16 protein-coding genes are annotated in these 16,246 nt (G+C 69.6%); 8 read left to right on the top strand and 8 right to left on the bottom strand.

What is annotated here, in order from left to right:
- Positions 1-61: 61 nt before the first annotated feature.
- The gene (gene hutH / locus O5I81_RS06400; RefSeq protein ID WP_271068996.1) at positions 62-1,582 is read right to left on the bottom strand and encodes a histidine ammonia-lyase; all 1,521 of its coding nucleotides are present in this window, start codon (positions 1,580-1,582) and stop codon (positions 62-64) included.
- 2 nt (positions 1,583-1,584) lie between these two features.
- On the bottom strand, positions 1,585-2,787 hold the full coding sequence (gene hutI / locus O5I81_RS06395; protein ID WP_271068119.1) for an imidazolonepropionase: 1,203 nt from the start codon (positions 2,785-2,787) through the stop codon (positions 1,585-1,587).
- A gap of 68 nt (positions 2,788-2,855) precedes the next feature.
- Between hutI and O5I81_RS06390 the strand changes: the two genes are divergently transcribed.
- From O5I81_RS06390 to O5I81_RS06375, 4 genes are all read left to right on the top strand, one after another.
- Complete coding sequence (locus O5I81_RS06390) at positions 2,856-4,199, top strand: formimidoylglutamate deiminase (RefSeq protein ID WP_271068118.1); 1,344 nt, start codon at positions 2,856-2,858, stop codon at positions 4,197-4,199.
- Positions 4,196-4,906: a UTRA domain-containing protein gene (locus O5I81_RS06385; protein ID WP_271068117.1), complete on the top strand. Its 711-nt coding sequence runs from the start codon at positions 4,196-4,198 to the stop codon at positions 4,904-4,906. Before O5I81_RS06390 ends, O5I81_RS06385 begins: the two co-directional genes overlap by 4 nt.
- Positions 4,907-4,970: 64 nt before the next feature.
- Positions 4,971-6,278 (top strand): sorbosone dehydrogenase family protein, encoded by a 1,308-nt coding sequence (locus O5I81_RS06380; RefSeq protein WP_271068116.1) that lies wholly within the window; start codon positions 4,971-4,973, stop codon positions 6,276-6,278.
- Between the two features lie 35 nt (positions 6,279-6,313).
- Positions 6,314-7,612: a sorbosone dehydrogenase family protein gene (locus O5I81_RS06375; RefSeq protein WP_271068115.1), complete on the top strand. Its 1,299-nt coding sequence runs from the start codon at positions 6,314-6,316 to the stop codon at positions 7,610-7,612.
- 221 nt (positions 7,613-7,833) lie between these two features.
- Here the strand turns inward: O5I81_RS06375 and O5I81_RS06370 are convergent, their stop codons facing one another.
- From O5I81_RS06370 to O5I81_RS06350, 5 genes are all read right to left on the bottom strand, one after another.
- Positions 7,834-9,006: an acetyl-CoA C-acetyltransferase gene (locus tag O5I81_RS06370; protein ID WP_271068114.1), complete on the bottom strand. Its 1,173-nt coding sequence runs from the start codon at positions 9,004-9,006 to the stop codon at positions 7,834-7,836.
- 119 nt (positions 9,007-9,125) lie between these two features.
- Positions 9,126-9,644, bottom strand: a complete 519-nt coding sequence (locus O5I81_RS06365; RefSeq protein ID WP_271068113.1) for a flavin reductase family protein — start codon at positions 9,642-9,644, stop codon at positions 9,126-9,128.
- Positions 9,645-9,687: 43 nt separating this feature from the next.
- Complete coding sequence (locus tag O5I81_RS06360; RefSeq protein WP_271068112.1) at positions 9,688-10,596, bottom strand: glycosyltransferase family 2 protein; 909 nt, start codon at positions 10,594-10,596, stop codon at positions 9,688-9,690.
- Between the two features lie 60 nt (positions 10,597-10,656).
- The gene (locus tag O5I81_RS06355) at positions 10,657-11,151 is read right to left on the bottom strand and encodes a GAF domain-containing protein (protein ID WP_271068111.1); all 495 of its coding nucleotides are present in this window, start codon (positions 11,149-11,151) and stop codon (positions 10,657-10,659) included.
- Positions 11,152-11,190: 39 nt separating this feature from the next.
- Entirely contained in the window at positions 11,191-12,156 is a 966-nt protein-coding gene (locus tag O5I81_RS06350) for a response regulator (protein ID WP_271068110.1), read from the bottom strand.
- Positions 12,157-12,380: 224 nt separating this feature from the next.
- On the opposite strand from O5I81_RS06350, the gene O5I81_RS06345 reads away from it, so the two are divergent.
- The 4 genes from O5I81_RS06345 to O5I81_RS06330 all read left to right on the top strand — a co-directional run bounded on the left by O5I81_RS06345 (position 12,381) and on the right by O5I81_RS06330 (position 15,383).
- Complete coding sequence (locus O5I81_RS06345; protein WP_271068995.1) at positions 12,381-13,046, top strand: PepSY-associated TM helix domain-containing protein; 666 nt, start codon at positions 12,381-12,383, stop codon at positions 13,044-13,046.
- 8 nt (positions 13,047-13,054) lie between these two features.
- Complete coding sequence (locus O5I81_RS06340; RefSeq protein ID WP_271068109.1) at positions 13,055-13,561, top strand: DUF2271 domain-containing protein; 507 nt, start codon at positions 13,055-13,057, stop codon at positions 13,559-13,561.
- Between the two features lie 14 nt (positions 13,562-13,575).
- Positions 13,576-14,382: a DUF4198 domain-containing protein gene (locus O5I81_RS06335; RefSeq protein ID WP_271068108.1), complete on the top strand. Its 807-nt coding sequence runs from the start codon at positions 13,576-13,578 to the stop codon at positions 14,380-14,382.
- An 89-nt stretch (positions 14,383-14,471) separates the two neighbouring features.
- A complete protein-coding gene (locus O5I81_RS06330; protein WP_271068107.1) occupies positions 14,472-15,383 on the top strand; it encodes an FAD:protein FMN transferase in 912 nt (303 codons plus the stop codon).
- Here O5I81_RS06330 and kynA read toward each other — a convergent pair.
- Positions 15,380-16,171 (bottom strand): tryptophan 2,3-dioxygenase, encoded by a 792-nt coding sequence (gene kynA / locus O5I81_RS06325; protein ID WP_271068994.1) that lies wholly within the window; start codon positions 16,169-16,171, stop codon positions 15,380-15,382. The genes O5I81_RS06330 and kynA overlap by 4 nt on opposite strands.
- Positions 16,172-16,246 lie beyond the last annotated feature (75 nt).

Genomic DNA, 16,246 nt, shown 5'->3' with positions numbered 1-16,246 from the left:
GTCGGCCTGCGGCCGCCACCTTCTCCCGGCGAGCGGGAGAAGGACGCCGTCTCCACCGTCATCATTCCACCATCCCCGGCAGTTCCAGCCCCGCCGCCTTCGCCAGCGCCCCCGACTTCACCAACCCCGCCGCCGCCGCCATGTCCGGCGCAAAGAACCGGTCGTCCTCGAGATGCGGCACCGACCCGCGCACTAGCGCACGCACCGCCTCCAGCCCCTCACTCGAGGCCAGCCCGCCGTGGAAATCGCACCCCTGCGCCGCCGCCAGGAGTTCAATGGCCACCACCTGGGCGGCGTTCTCGGCCATCTCCAGCAGCCGCCGCGCCCCATGCGCCGCCATCGACACATGGTCCTCCTGGTTCGCACTGGTCGGGATCGAATCCACACTCGCCGGGTTAGCCCGCTGCTTGTTCTCCGACACCAGCGCCGCCGCCGTCACCTGCGGGATCATGAAGCCGCTGTTGATCCCGGGCCTGGGCGTCAGAAACGCCGGCAACCCCGACAACGCCGGATCAACCAGCATCGCCGTCCGCCGCTCACTCATCGAGCCGATCTCGCACACCGCCATGGCCAGCATGTCGGCGGCAAAGGCCACCGGCTCGGCATGGAAGTTGCCGCCGCTGATCGCCTCGCCGGTCTCGGTGAAGATCAGCGGATTGTCCGTCACCCCGCCGGCCTCGATGCCCAGCGTCGTCGCCGCCTGCCGCCCCAGATCGAGGATCGCCCCCATCACCTGCGGCTGGCAGCGCAGGCAGTAGGGATCCTGCACCTTCTCGCAATGGGCATGGCTGACCTGGATGGCGCTACCCTCCAGCATGCTCCGGAACCAGGCCGCCACCTCCGCCTGCCCGCGATGGCCTCGCAGCGCATGGATACGCGGATCGAACGGCGCCACCGACCCCTTGGCCGCCTCGACCGACAGGGCCCCGGCCACCATCGCCGCCTGGAACACCCGCTCGATGCGGAACAGCCCGGCAAGCGCGCAGGCCGTCGAAAACTGCGTGCCGTTGAGCAGCGCCAGCCCTTCCTTGGGCCCGAGCGTCAGCGGCGCCAGCCCCACCTTCGCCAGGGCTTCCGCCGCCGGCATCCGCTGACCGCCGACGAACGCCTCGCCGACCCCGATCATGGTCGCCGCCATATGCGACAGCGGCGCCAGGTCCCCCGACGCCCCCACGCTGCCCTGCTTCGGAATCAGCGGCAGGCAGTCCCGCGCCAGCAGCGCCAGGATCATCTCCACCGTCGCCGGCGCCACGCCGGAGGCCCCGCGCCCCAGGCTCGCCGCCTTCAGCGCCAGCATCAGCCGCACGACATCGGCCTCCAGCGGCTCGCCGACCCCGGCCGCATGGCTGAGCACGATGTTCTGCTGCAGCCGCGCCAGATCACCCGTTTCGATGCGGATATTGGCCAGCTTGCCGAAGCCGGTGTTGACGCCATAGACCGCGTCGCCCTTGCCGACGATCGCCTCGACCACGGCCGCGCTGGCCGCGATGGCCGGCCAGGCGCTCAGCGCGAGGGTCGGCGTCGCCCCCTCGAACAGCTTGCGCCAGTCGGCAAGGGTGGCCTCGCCGGGGGTCAACAGCACCGTCACGACGGCTCTCCCTGAAACACGCGGGAGCGCAACGGATTGCGCCCCAGCCAATAGGCCAGCTCGACCGGCCGGGTCGCATCCCAGATCGCCAGGTTGCAGGCCTTGCCCACCTCCAGCGATCCCATCTCGTCCCAGCGCCCGATCGCCCGCGCCGCCTCGCGCGTCACCCCCGCCAACGCCTCGTCAACCGTCAGCCCGAACAGGATCACCGCCATGTTCACCGCCGTCAGCAGCGAGGTCAGCGGCGAACTCCCCGGATTGCAGTCCGTCGCCACCGCCATCCGCACCCCCGCCTCACGGAACAGCGCCACCGGCGGCTTCGCCTCGTCCCGCAGCGCGTAGAAGGCCCCCGGCAACAGCACCGCCACCGTCCCCGCCTGGGCTAGCGCCCGCGCGCCCGCCGCATCCGTCCGCTCCAGATGGTCGGCGCTCAAGGCCCCATACTTCGCCGCCAACTGCGCCCCGCCGCCGGCCGTCCGCTGGTCGGCATGCAGCCGCACCGGCAGCCCATGCGCCCTGGCCGCGTCGAACACCCGCCGCACCTCGTCCGGCGTAAAGGCGTTGCTCTCGCAGAAGGCATCGACCGCATCGGCCAGCCCCACCGCCGCCGGGATGATTTCCTCAACCACCTTGGCGACATAGACCTCGCGGCTATCCCGATGCTCCGGCGGCAGGGTGTGCGCCGCCAGCAGGCTGGTCGCCACGCTCACCGCCCGCGCCCCCTCCAGCGCCCGCGCCGCCCGCAGCATCTTCAGCTCGCTCTCGAGATCGAGCCCATAGCCCGACTTCACCTCGACCGCCGTCACCCCCTCGGCCAGCAACCGGTCCAGCCGCTCCAGCGCGCTCGCCACCAACTGCTCTTCGCTCGCCGCCCGCGTCTTCGCCACCGTCGAGACGATGCCGCCCCCGGCCGCCGCGATGGTCTCGTAGGTCTCGCCCCGCAGCCGCATCTCGAACTCGTCCGCCCGGTCGCCGGCGAACACCAGATGGGTGTGACAGTCGATCAGCCCTGGGGTGACCAGCCGCCCCTCCAGCTCGATCACCTCATCGGCCGTCCAGCCTTCCGGCAGCCCGGCGCCGACAAAGGCGATCCGGCCGGCAACACACCCCACCGACCCGTCCTCGACGAGGCCGAGACCGCCTTTCGACTCGTCGAGAGTCGCCAGCCGTCCCCCGCGCCAGAGTCGGTCGAAATGCATGAGGCCTCCACGAAGTGGGCGCACAATATGTCTAGACATATTCATCTTGCAACCTGATCCTCCGGGCCATGCAGACGACCCTCTTCCTCGACCGCGCCCTGCTGCCCGACGGCTGGGCCAGCGATGTGCGCATCACCTGCGAGGATGGGCTGATCACGGCGCTGCAAATAGACACACCGCCCATTTCGGGCGAATCCCGCGAGGCGCTCGGCGTCCCCGGCCTGCCCAACCTCCACAGCCACGCCTTTCAGCGCGCCATGGCCGGCCTGGCCGAACGCCGCGGCCCCGCCGCCGACAGCTTCTGGACCTGGCGCGAGGTCATGTACCGCTTCCTGGCGCGCCTCGGCCCCGACGAGGTCGAGGCCATCGCCGCCTACGCCTTCGCCGACATGCTGGAGGCCGGCTTTACCGCCGTCGCCGAGTTCCACTACCTGCACCACAGCCCGGACGGCAGCCCCTACGCCGACGTCGCCGAGCTCGCCCGCCGCCATCTGAAGGCCGCCGCCGACACCGGCATCGGCATCACCATGCTGCCCGTCTTCTACGCCCACGCCACCTTCGGCGGCGAACCCCCGACCCCCGGTCAGCGTCGATTTATCAATGATCCCAGTCGCTTCGCCCGCATCGTCGAAGCCCTCCGGAAGGACGGCGCCACCGTCGGCGTCGCCCCTCACAGCCTCCGCGCCGCCACCCCGGACGAGCTGCAAGCCATTCTCCCCCTGACCGACGGCCTGGTGCACATCCACGCCGCCGAACAGGTCAAGGAGGTCGAGGACTGCCTCGCCTGGTCCGGCCAGCGCCCGGTCGAATGGCTGCTGAACAATGCCGGTGTGGACGCCAGATGGTGCCTGATCCACGCCACTCATCTGACCCCGCAAGAGACTGAAAACCTTGCCAGATCCGGCGCGGTCGCCGGCCTCTGCCCCATCACCGAAGCCAACCTCGGAGACGGCATCTTCCCCTCCAGCGCCTACCTCGCCGCCAACGGCCGCTTCGGCGTCGGCACCGACAGCAACATCGCCATCGACGCCGCCGGCGAGCTGCGCCAGCTGGAATACGCCCAGCGCCTGAGCCTCCGCGGCCGCAACCTCCTCTCCCAGACCGAGGGCGAAAGCACCGGCCGCGCCCTGCTCACCGGCGCCCTGCAAGGCGGCGCCCAGGCCCTCGGCCAACCGCTCGGCGCCCTCGCCGTCGGCCACCGCGCCGACGTCGTCTGCCTGAACATGGACCACCCCGACATGGCCGGCCGCAGCGACGATCTGGCCCTCGACACCTGGGTGTTCAGCCAGGGCCGCGCCGCCATCGCCGCCGTCTACGCCGGTGGCCGCCGGGTGGTCGAGAACGGCCGCCACATTCACCGATCCGCTTTCAACGCCCGCTACAGCGCCGTCCTCAAAGGCCTCACCGCATGAACCAGCCCCTCCACGAAGCCATCCGCGCCCGCCTCGAGGCCGACATCCTGGCCGGCATCTACAAGCCCGGAGAGAAGCTGCCCAACGAGACCCAGCTCGCCGCCGAATGGAACTGCGCCCGCATGACGGTCAGCCGGGCCCTGGGCGCCCTGGCCGAAGCCGGCATGGTGCAGCGCCGCAAGCGGGCCGGCACCTTCGTCGCCCGCCGGACCGTGCAGGAAACTGTCCTGGACATCCGCGACGTCGCCGCCGAGGTTCGCGCCTCGGGTCGCGAGTACGCATTCCGCCGCCTGGCCCGCCGCGAGGCCGGCGCCTCGGCCGACGAAGCGGCTGCGCTGGAGGTCGCCGAAGGCGCGCCGATCCTGCAGGTCATCGGCCTGCACCTCGCCGACGGCGGGCCCCACGCCCTCGAAGAGCGGCTGATCAACCTCGACGCCGCCCCCGCCGCCGCCCGTGAGCGCTTCGAGGACCAGCCGCCCGGCGCCTGGCTGCTGGATCATGTGCCGTGGACCGAGGCCGAGCACGGCATTAGCGCCCTGGCGGCCGATGGGCAGACCGCGAAACGCCTCGGAATTTCAACAGGTTCGCCCCTGCTCTGCCTGGAGCGCAAGACCTGGGCCTCGGGCGCCTGCGTGACCAGCGCCCGCTTCCTCTACCCGGCCGGCGCCCAGCGCTTCACCGCCCGACTGCGCCAGCCCCGCGGCTGACGGAACAACCTCAGGCGCGGGACGCTTTGCCTTGGCCGGATACGCCGGCCAAGGACGTCCGCCTGTGAACACCCCTTCCCGCGCCCTGCTCGGCGCCTCGCTCCTCGCCCTCGCCGCCTGTTCCGGCAAGACCAGCCTGCCCGCCTCTGCGACCTACGGCCCTACCCCGACCATCGTCGAACCGCAGAAGGCCCTGATCCCGACCATCAACGCCCGCAAGGCGGTCGGCTGGCCGGGTGGTGACAAGCCGATCGCCGCCGCCGGTCTCAAGGTGGAGGCTTTCGCGGGCGGACTCGACCATCCCCGCTGGCTCTACGTCCTGCCCAATGGCGACGTCCTGGTCGCCGAGACCAACGCCCCGCCCAAGCCCGAGGACGGCAAGGGCATCAAGGGCGCGGTGATGAAGGCGGTGATGAAGAACGCCGGCGCCGCCGCCCCGACCGCCAACCGCATCAGCCTCCTGCGGGACGCCGACGGCGACGGCGTGGCCGAGACCAAGACCGCCTTCCTGACCGGCCTCAACTCGCCGTTCGGCATGGCCCTCGTCGGAAACACCTTCTATGTCGCCAACAGCGACGCCGTGGTCAGCTTCCCCTACACGCCAGGCGCCACCAGCATCACCGCCGCGCCGACCAGGGTCACCGATCTGCCGGCCGGCCCGATCAACCACCACTGGACCAAGAACATCATCGCCAGCCCGGACGGCGCGAAGCTCTACGCCACCGTCGGCTCCAACAGCAACGTCGGCGAGAACGGCCTCGACAAGGAAGCGGGCCGCGCCGCCATCTGGGAAATCGACCTGGCGACCGGCCAGAAACGCCTGTTCGCCACCGGCCTGCGCAATCCCAACGGCATGGACTGGGAGCCGACCTCGGGGATGCTGTGGACGGCGGTCAACGAGCGCGACGAGATCGGCCACGACCTCGTTCCCGACTACATGACCAGCGTCAAGGACGGTGGCTTCTACGGCTGGCCCTACAGCTACTGGGGCCGCGTCGATTCCCGGGTCAAACCGCAGGACCCGGCCAAGGTCGCCGCCGCCCTGACCCCCGACTATGCGCTCGGCGCCCACACCGCCTCCCTCGGCCTTACCTTCTATCGCGGCGACCTGCTCGGGCAGTATCGCGGCGGCGCCCTGATCGGCCAGCACGGCTCCTGGAACCGCGACCCCGTCAGCGGCTACAAGGTCGTCTTCGTCCCCTTCACCGGCGGCAAGCCCAGCGGCCCGCCCCAGGACGTGCTGACGGGCTTCCTGGACGACAAGGTCCAGGCCAAGGGCCGCCCGGTCGGCGTCGCGGTCGACAAGGCCGGCGCCTTGCTGGTGGCCGACGACGTCGGCAACGTCATCTGGCGCGTGACGCCGGCGGGATAGCCACCTAGGGTTCTCCAAAATTCGGGGAGCCCTCCATGAAACGTCTGCTGCTGACCGGCTTCGCCCTGGTCGCTCTTTCCGCCTGCCAGAAAGCCACCACCTCCGACGGATCGGAAGGCTACGGCCCCAACCCGAAGATGCCCGCGGCCAAATCCACACCGCTGCCGACGATCAACGCCCGCCAGGCGGTTGGCTGGCCCAAGGACGCTGCGCCCGTCCCGGCCGAGGGCCTGAAGGTCGCCCGTTTCGCCGAGGGTCTCGAACACCCCCGCTGGCTCTACGCCCTGCCCAACGGCGACATCCTCGTCTCCGAGAGCAACAGCCCGCCGCGCGAGGGCAAGGGCCTGACCGCCATGGTCGCCAAGAACATGATGAAAAAGGCCGGAGCCGGCGTGCCCAGCCCCAACCGCATCACCCTGCTTCGCGATGCCGACGGCGATGGCGTCGCCGAGCTGAAGGTCCCCTTCATCACCGGCCTCAACTCCCCGTCCGGCATGGTGCTGGTCGGCAATCAGCTGTTCGTCGCCAACACCGACAGCGTGGTCGTGTTCGACTATGCCGAGGGGGCCACGAAGATCGACGGCGCCGGCAAGAAGATCGCCGACCTGCCGGCCACCGGCTCCAACGGCCACTGGGCCCGCAACATCATCGCCTCGAAGGATGGGACCAAGCTACTGGTCGGCGTCGGGTCGAGCAGCAACATCGCCGACGAAGGGCTGGCGGTCGAAAAGGACCGCGCCGCCATCCTGGAGATGAACCCCGACGGATCCGGCCGCCGCGTGTTCGCCTCCGGCCTGCGCAACGCCAACGGCCTGGCCTGGGAGCCGGTCACCGGCCAACTCTGGGCGGCGGTCAACGAGCGCGACATGATCGGGCAGGACACCCCGCCCGACTACATGACCGTGGTCCGCGATGGTGGCTTCTACGGCTGGCCCTGGAGCTACTGGGGCCAGAACGTCGATGTCCGGGTCAAGCCGGCTAACCCCGCCATGGTCGCCAAGGCCCTGAAGCCCAGCTACGGCCTCGGCGCCCACACCGCCTCGCTCGGCATCCACTTCTACGGCGGCTCGCTGCTGCCCGCCAACTGGCGCGGCGGGGTCTTCGTCGCCCAGCACGGCAGCTGGAACCGCGATCCGCCCAGCGGCTACCGGGTGATCTACGTGCCGTTCGTGGCGGGTAATCCCTCGGGCGGTCCGGTGGTCGTGCTCGACGGCTTCCTCAATGCAAAAAAGGAAGCGCAGGGCCGGCCGGTGGCCATTGTCGAGGACAAGACCGGCGGCCTGCTGGTGTCTGACGACGTGGGCAACATCATCTGGCGGGTGACGCCCCGCTGACCTTCCTCCCCGAATTGGGGAGGGCAGACGCGCGGTTACGCGCGTCGGGTGGGGAAGTCGGTCACTGACTTTCGAGTTCAAGTACTGAGAAGCCTGACCGGCCGGCTGTGGTGACCCACTTCCCCACCCGGCCTTCGGCCTGCCCTCCCCAATTCGGGGAGAGACGAAAAAGGGCCGCCGGCTTTCGCCGGCGGCCCTCAAACATTTCAGCGAGTTGAAGCCTACAGCCGCTCGATGATCGTCACGTTGGCGAGACCACCGCCCTCGCACATCGTCTGCAGGCCGTACTTGCCCTTGCGGTCGATCAGGGCGTTGACCAGCGTCGCCATCAGCTTCGCGCCCGAGCCGCCCAGCGGGTGACCCAGGCTGATCGCGCCGCCGTTGACGTTCAGGCGGTCCGGGTCGGCGCCGGTGGCCTGCAGCCAGGCGACGGGGACCGAAGCGAAGGCCTCGTTGACCTCGAAGGCGTCGATGTCGCCGATCTTCAGGCCGCTCTTTTCCAGCGCCCGCAGGGTGGCCGGGATCGGGGCTTCGAGCATGATCACCGGGTCATGACCGATGACGGTCATGTGGTGGATGCGGGCCAGCGGCTCGACGCCCAGTTGTTTCAGTCCCTTCTCGTTGACGACGATCACGCCCGAGGCGCCGTCGCAGATCTGGCTGGACGTCGCGGCGGTCAGGGCGCCGCCTTCCTGCAGCAGCTTGACGCCGCGCATGGCTTCCAGGCTGGCCTCGAAGCGGATGCCCTCGTCGACGGTGTGTTCTTCCTCGACGCCTTCGGCCGTCTTGATCTTCACCGGCACGATCTCATTGGCGAACTTGCCAGCCTTGGTGGCCTCGATCGCCTTGCGGTGGCTGTTGTAGCCGTACTCGTCCAGCTGGTCCTTGGTCAGGCCGTACTTGGTGGCGATCATCTCGGCGCCGGCGAACTGGCTGAACTGGATGTTCGGGTAGCGCTCCTGGATGTTGGGGCTCATGTAGCTGCCCATGCCGGCCTTCAGGGCCAGGATAGCCGGGGTGCCCATCGGCACGCGGCTCATGCTCTCGACGCCCGAGGCGATGACGATGTCCATCGCGCCCGACATGACCGCCTGAGCGGCGAAGTGGATGGCCTGCTGCGAGGAGCCGCACTGGCGGTCGACGCTGGTGCCCGGCACGCTTTCCGGCAGGGACGAGGCGAGGATGGCGTTGCGGGCGATGTTGACCGACTGCTCACCGGCCTGGCCGACGCAGCCCATGATGACGTCCTCGATCAGGGCGGGATCGGCGTCCACATCCTTGATCAGGCCTTCCAGCACCTGGGCGGCGAGGTCGGCGGGGTGCCAGCCGGCGAGACGGCCGCCCTTGCGGCCTCCGGCGGTACGTTTTGCGGCGACGATATAGGCTTCGGCCATTGGGGCTCTCCCGACAGGTTGTCGTTTACGTTCACGGTAAGATAAGCGATGGCGCGGGTGCGCAAAAGTATGACCCAACGTCAGGCGGGACGCGACTTTTGGTGTCGCCAGCAGGGTTGCTAATCGGTATGCACCCGCCGGAACTGACCGCGCAAGTAGACCAGCGGCTCATGTTCGGGATCGAAGCGCACCTTGAGGATGCGGCCGATGAAGATGCGGTGGTCGCCGGCGTCGATGACCTGCACCGTTTCCAGCTCGAAGTTGGCCATGCAGCCGGGCAGGATCGGCACCCCGTGGTCCCAGGTCTCGCACTCCAGGCCCTCGAACCGGTCGGCCGTCTTCACGGTGAAGCGGCGGGCCATGTCCTCCTGGTCGGCGTGCAGGACGTTGACCGAGAACTTCCCGGCCTGTTCCAGGAACGGCAGGCTCGACGCCTTGAGATCGACGCAGACCAGGGCCAGCGGCGGATCGAGGCTGACCGAGGAGAAGGCGTTGACGGTGAAGCCGACCTGCCGGCCGTCGGCGGCGCGGGTGGTGACCACGGTGACGCCGGTGGTGAAACAGCCGAAGGCGTCCCGGAGCGCCCGGGCGTCGGCGATCAGGTCGCCGTCGAGGGTGATGGTGCGGGACGGGCTCATCGTCCCCTTCTGGAATGCCGAGGCAGGCGGTGCAAGGCTTCCCTTACGCAGGGCGGCCGTAAAAGGTCTGGCTGAAGGGCGGGAACCAGAAGGTCTTGCCGAGGCCGCGCATCAGCCGGTCCAGCGGCATGGCCCGGTCGGGGGCGACCAGGGCCCATTTGATCGCCACCACCGGCGTCCACAGGGCGGTCTGCACCAGCCCGGCCAGCATCCAACGCACGATGCCGCCGACGTTCTTCTCGGCCGCGCAGTGCTCGCTCGGCCCCTGGCCGTAGGCGAAGGCGCGGCGCAGGGCGTAGGCGAGGGTCAGGCGCGAGGGGACCGGATCTTCCCAGACGAAGGCGGCGTGGGCCCAGCCGAAGGTCGCACCGGCGGCGGCCATCCGGGCGAACAGCAGGTCGTCCTCGCCGCCGCTGGCGTTGCGCGACGGATCGAACGGGGCGGTGGGATGCGGCATGGCCGACCGGCGGATCAGGCTGTTGCCGCAGCCGTACCAGCTGGCCAGCCGGCGGGTGTCAGCGGGGCCGTGGCGGGAGAAGAAGTCTTCCAGGTAGGCCCGGTGCCGCACGCCTTCCGGCGCGCGCCCGCGAACCGGGCCGAAGACGGCGTCGGCGTTCAGCGCAGTCTGCGCGGCGATGAGGTCGGCCAGCCAGGTCGGCGGGGCTTCCTCGTCGTCGTCGAGGAAGGCGATCAGCTCGCCGGCGGCGACGGCGAGCGCGGCGTTGCGGACGTTGGCGACGCCTGGGCGGGGTTCGTGGACGTAGCGGACCGGGAACGGAGCGATCAGGCCTTCGACGAAGGCCTGGGCCGACGGGACGGCGTCATTGTCGGCGACGACCAATTCCAATTGCGCCGGATCGACGCCGGTCTGGCAGACCAGCGAGCGTAAAGCCGTCGCCAGCCCGGTCGGGCGGCGTTGGGTCGGAACAATCAGGCTGACGCTGGCTGTCATGCCTGGAGGATAGGCACGGCGAGTTGAGGAATCGTGGACCTCCCTCCCCGACTGGGGAGGTCAGGCAAACGTCTGCGCGAGAATCTTCTCGATGCCCGCCTGGTCCACCGCGTCGAAGGCCGCCGGCCGGTCGCTGTCGACGTCGAACACCGCCAGCAGCCTGCCCGCCGCGTCCTTCACCGGCACGACGATCTCGCTCTGGCTGTTGGCATCGCAGGCGATGTGGCCCGGAAAGGCGTGCACATCCTCGACCAGCTGGGTCTCGCCCGTCTCCGCCGCCGCCCCGCAGACGCCGCGACCATAGGCGATCCGCAGGCAGCCGAGCGTGCCCTGATAAGGGCCCACCACCAGTTCCCGCTCTCGCGTCGGATCGACGACGTAGAAGCCGGTCCAGAAATAGTGGTCGAAGCTGTTGGCCAGCATCGAGGCCACCGTCGCCATCCGGGCGGTCAGGTTCGGCTCGCCGTCCAGCACGGAGGCGATCTCCACGGCCACCTCGGCATAGCGGGCGGCCTTGTCGGCGGAGAGGGTAAGGTCGTTGAAGGCTTCGGCCATGGGTGACGCATATAGGCCCATGGCGATCCGCCGCAATGCTCAGACGTCGAGGATGGCCAACCGTTGGCCGGCCGCCTTGACCGGCCCGTAGTCGATGGTCAGCCCGGCCAGGTGGCTCTCGATCCGCAGCGACACCGCCCGGTAGAGCTGGCGGGTGATCAGGCTACTGCCCTTCACGTCGCTGATCGGCAGACAGGCCAGGGCGCGCAGGGTGTCGAGGTGGATCTGCACCACCTCCGGGTCGGCCTTGCCGGCCCCGCCGACCGCCGAGACATAACGGGCCAGGCTGGCGGCGGCGCGGGTCAGCACCCGGTCTCCGACCTCGCTGGCCCGCTGGCGCAGGGCGTGCATCACCCGGCAGGCCATCTGGCGCAGCAGGTGATCAAGACCGCCGCGCCCTTCGATCAGCCGCTGGAAGGTGGCCATCTCGTCGAGGATCTGGGCGCACAACGCCGCGCGGGCGGCGACATCCACCGACTGGGCGGCGTCGCCTCGCCGGCGCAGGGGTCCGGTGTAGTCTTCGTTGTCTTCGCGCCCCTGGCGGCGATCGGGCCCGACGTAGCCGGTCGAGATGACGAAATCGATCTCGCGCTGGCGCACCGTCGCCACCCGTTCCAGCACCCGGGCCGGCGTGAACGGCTTGACCAGGAAGGCGTCGGCGCCGGCGGCGCGGGCCACCTCGACATCGCGCCGGGTGCGCTCGGTGGTCAGCATGATGATCGGCAGGCGCGGGTCAGGAATGCGCGGGTCTTCGGTAATCGCCGCCTGGCGCACCGCCCGGGTGAAGGCCAGGCCGTCCATCACCGGCATCAGCCAGTCGGTGATGATCACGTCCGGCCGTGTCCCGGCCATCATGCCGAGCGCTTCGGACCCGCTCTCGGCGGTGACCACCCGATCGACGCCGCCGGCCCTCAGAACATCGGCCACGAGCCGACGGGTGCTGTGGTGGTCATCGACCACCATCACACACAGCCCTTCGAGGGGATCAGGCAGCGCTCCGTCCATGGCCGAACCCTAGACGAACAACCGTTTCGGCCGCGTTACCGGCGGGTCCCGTCCCTGCGCCGTCCAAGAGTTTGCAAGGGATTCTCACTTGCCCTCGCCGTCAGGTCTGTTATTTGCGAGCCATTCTCAATATTTGCGGTCCGCCTCCCCGTCATGATTTTTCCGCCGCCCCTTTCGACCCGTCCCCCTAGCCTGCCAGGAATGGGGCGGGGTCGTCCGTGAGCATGGACGGGTCGAGCGACGAGGCGAAGCTGGCCGCCAAGGCCAGGGCGAAGAAGCGGGCTCAGGCGCGGGCCGGGTTTCTGCGCGAGACGGTGCGCTGGCACTGGATCAGCGCCGCCATCTGTCTGGTCGGCATCATCCTGTTCGCCGTCACCGGCATCACCCTGAACCACGCCCGGCAGATCGAGGCCAAGCCGGTCACCGCCAACCGCGAGGCCACCGCCCCGGCCGCGGTGATCGCCGCGCTTCAAACCGCCGAGAAGGCCAGGGGGCCGCTGCCCGACGCCGCCCGGGCCTGGCTGCTCAAGGAGCTCAAGATCGAGGCCCCGAAGGCGGCGGCCATCGAATGGTCGGACGGCGAGGCCTATGTCGCCCTGCCCCGCCCGGGCGGCGACGGCTGGGTCACCATCGATACGCAGACCGGCGCCGCCGAGGCCGAGCTGACCAGCCGAGGCTGGATTTCCTACCTCAACGACCTGCACAAGGGCCGCAACACCGGGCCGGTGTGGGCCTGGTTTCTCGACATCTTCGCAGCCGGCTGCATCGTCTTCTGCGTCACCGGTCTGATCCTGCTGTGGATGCACGCCCACGCCCGCAAGACCACCTGGTGGTACGTGGGGCTCGGTCTGTTCATCCCCCTTGTCCTCGCGCTCCATTTCATCCCGTAAGGCCTGTCATGCGTATCATCCTGCCCGCCGCCCTCCTCGCCGGCCTCGCCACGCCGGCCCTGGCCGCCGACCTCACCGTCGGGGTCGAGATCCCCAAGATGACGGTGGCCGAGTACCACCGCCCCTACGTCGCGATCTGGATCGAGACCCCCGACGAGGCGGCGGTGAAGACCCTGGCCGTCTGGTACGACACCAAAAATCCCAAAGGCGAAGGGGCCACCTGGCTGAAGGACATGCGCCAGTGGTGGCGCCGCACCGGCCGCAGCCTCGACAAGGGCGCCATCAACGCCGTCAGCAGCCCGACCAAGGCCCCCGGCAAGCAGCAGCTGGTCGTGCCAGCCGCCCGCCTGGCCGACCTCAAGCCGGGGTCCTACAGCCTGGTGGTCGAAGCAGCGCGGGAAGTCGGCGGCCGCGAGGTCGTCAAGATCCCCTTCACCTGGACCGGCAAGACCGGCAAGGGCGGATCGGCCAAGGGCGCCAGCGAACTGGGCGCCATCACCCTGACCCTCAAGTAGCGAGAGCGAAGATCATGAAGAAACCCCTGTTCGCCACCCTGGCCTTCGCCGCCGCCCTCGCCGCCGCCGGCTCGGCCAGCGCCCACCGCCAGTGGATGCTGCCCTCGATGACCAACCTGTCGGGCGACGCCCCCTGGGTCAGCGTCGATGCGGCGGTGTCCAACGACCTGTTCGTCTTCGAGCACATGCCGATGCGGCTGGACAACCTGGTCATCACCGGTCCCGACGGCGCGCCGGTCGAGGCCCAGAACAAGTTCACCGGCAAATACCGCTCCGTGTTCGACATCCAGCTGAGCAAGCCGGGCACCTACCGCGTCGCCTCCGTCTCGGGCGGCATGATGGTCAGCTACAAGGTCGGCGGGGAACAGAAGCGCTGGCGCGGCGCCCCGGCCGACGCGGCGGCCAACATCCCCGCTGACGCCACCGAGGTGAAAAAGACGATCAGCGACCGCCGCGTCGAGGTCTTCGTCACCTCCGGCGCCCCGACCACCGACGCCCTCAAGCCCACGGGCAAGGGCCTGGAGCTGGTCGCCGTCACCCACCCCAACGACGTGGTGGCCGGCGACAAGGCCACCTTCGGCCTGCTGCTCGACGGCAAGCCCGCCGCCAATGTCGAGGTCACCGTCGAGCCGGGCGGCACCCGCTTCAACGACGAGCGCGGCGAGATGAAGACGACCACCGACGCGGCCGGCAAGTTCAGCGTCACCTGGCCCAAGGCCGGCTTCTACTGGCTGGAAGCCACGGTCAGGGCCCCGGCCGGCGCCGACGGGGTCGAACACACCGCCGGCTATGTGGCGACGTTCGAAGTCCTCAAGGACTAGCGCTGAACCGGGTCGTCATCCCGCCGACGCTGGATGCCAGCGCCGGCGATCCGCCCTCGGGGCCGATCCTCAAGCTGACCGGTCCGACCATGGGGGTCAGCTGGACCGTGCAGGCCTGCCCGCCGCCCGGCGTGTCGGTCGAGGACCTGCGGGTCGCGGCGCAGGGCGCGGCCAACGCCGTGGTCCTGCAGATGAGCGGCTGGGAGCCCGGCTCCGACCTTTGCCGGTTCAACCGCGCCGATCCGGGCAGTTGGCACGACCTGCCCGCCGACTTCGCCGCCGTCATCGACGGCGCCCTGCATTGGGCCCGGGAGAGCGACGGCGCCTTCGACCCTACCGTCGGCCGCCTTACCGACCTCTGGGGCTTCGGCCCCGCCGGGGCGCGCGATGCGCCGCCGGCCGGGCAGGAACTGGACGGCCTGTGGTCGCAGTGCGGCTGGGCCCGGCTTCAGCGCCGCGGCGGGGCGCTTCTCCAGCCCGGCGGCCTCGACCTCGATCTTTCCGGCATCGCCAAGGGCTTTGGCGTCGATGCGGTGATGCGCGCCCTGCAGGCCCTCGGCGTTCGCCACGCCCTGGTCGAGATCGGCGGCGAACTGCGCGGCGAGGGCGTCCGTCCCGACGGCCAGCCCTGGTGGGTCACCATCGAGACGCCCCCCGGCCTCACCGTCGCCGAACCGATCGTCATCGCCCTGCACGGCCTGTCCCTGGCCACCAGCGGCGACTACCGCCGCTTCCGCATGGACAGCGGCCGCCGCCGTTCCCACACGATCGATCCCCGCACCGGAGCGCCCGTCGGGGCCGCCGCCGCCTCGGTCAGCGTGCTGGCGGAGACCTGCATGGACGCCGATGCTCTGTGTACGGTGCTTATGGTGCTGGGGCCGGAAACGGGGATGGTCTGGGCGGCGCAGCGCGACATCGCCGCTTGCTGGCAGTTGCGGGATGGATCAGAGCAGATGACCGCAGCCTTGGCGGCGATGCTCGACGACGAGCACCCCCTCTAGATCACCGTCCGTAGACTGAGCAATTCCGGGAAGAACGGCCGCTCCAGGGCCTTGACCAGATAGGCCACGCCGGCCGAGCCGCCCGTGCCGCGCTTGAAGCCGATGATGCGCTCCACCGTCTTCATGTGCGCGAACCGCCACTGCTGCAGCCGGTACTCGATATCGACCAGCTTTTCGCCCAGTTCATAGAGGTCCCAGTAAGTCTCGGCGTCGCGATAGACCGCCAGCCAGGCCGCCTCGACCTCTGCGCTCGCCTCGTACCCCTGGGTCCAATCCCGCGTCAGATAGTCGGCGGGAATCGCGAACCCCCTCCGCGCCAGCAGCGCCAGCGCCTCGTCGTACAGGCTGGGCGTCCCCAGGGCCTCGACCAGTTCCGCATGCACCGCCGGCGCGCTCTCGAACACCTCCAGGGTGCGGGCGTTCTTGGCCCCCAGCAGGAACTCGATCTGCCGGTATTGATGGGATTGGAAGCCGCTGCTCGTCCCCAGGGCATCGCGGAAGCGGCTGTAGTCAAACGGCGTCATGGTCGCCAGAATTTCCCAGGCCTGGATCATCTGGGTCTGGATGCGCCCGACCCGGCTCAGCATCTTGAAGGCCGGCTCCAGGTCGTCGCCCCGGATATGGGCCGCCGCCCCGCGCAGCTCGTGCAGGCACAGCTTCATCCACAGCTCGCTCGACTGGTGGATGACGATGAACAGCAGCTCGTCGTGCTCGTCCGAGCGCGGTCCTTGCGCGCCCAGCACCTTGTCCAGCTGCAGATACTGGCCGTAGCTCAGGGACTTCGACAGGTCCCAGGTCACGCCTTCGTAGGGGTCTTTCTCGCTCATGAGCGGGATGTAGCCGGATTGACGGCGCTTGTCCTT

The sequence above is a fragment of the Caulobacter sp. NIBR1757 genome (genome assembly GCF_027912495.1).
Lineage (GTDB): Bacteria > Pseudomonadota > Alphaproteobacteria > Caulobacterales > Caulobacteraceae > Caulobacter.
Note: the sequence above shows the minus strand (reverse complement) of the source record. Positions and strands in the feature narration are given on the sequence as shown.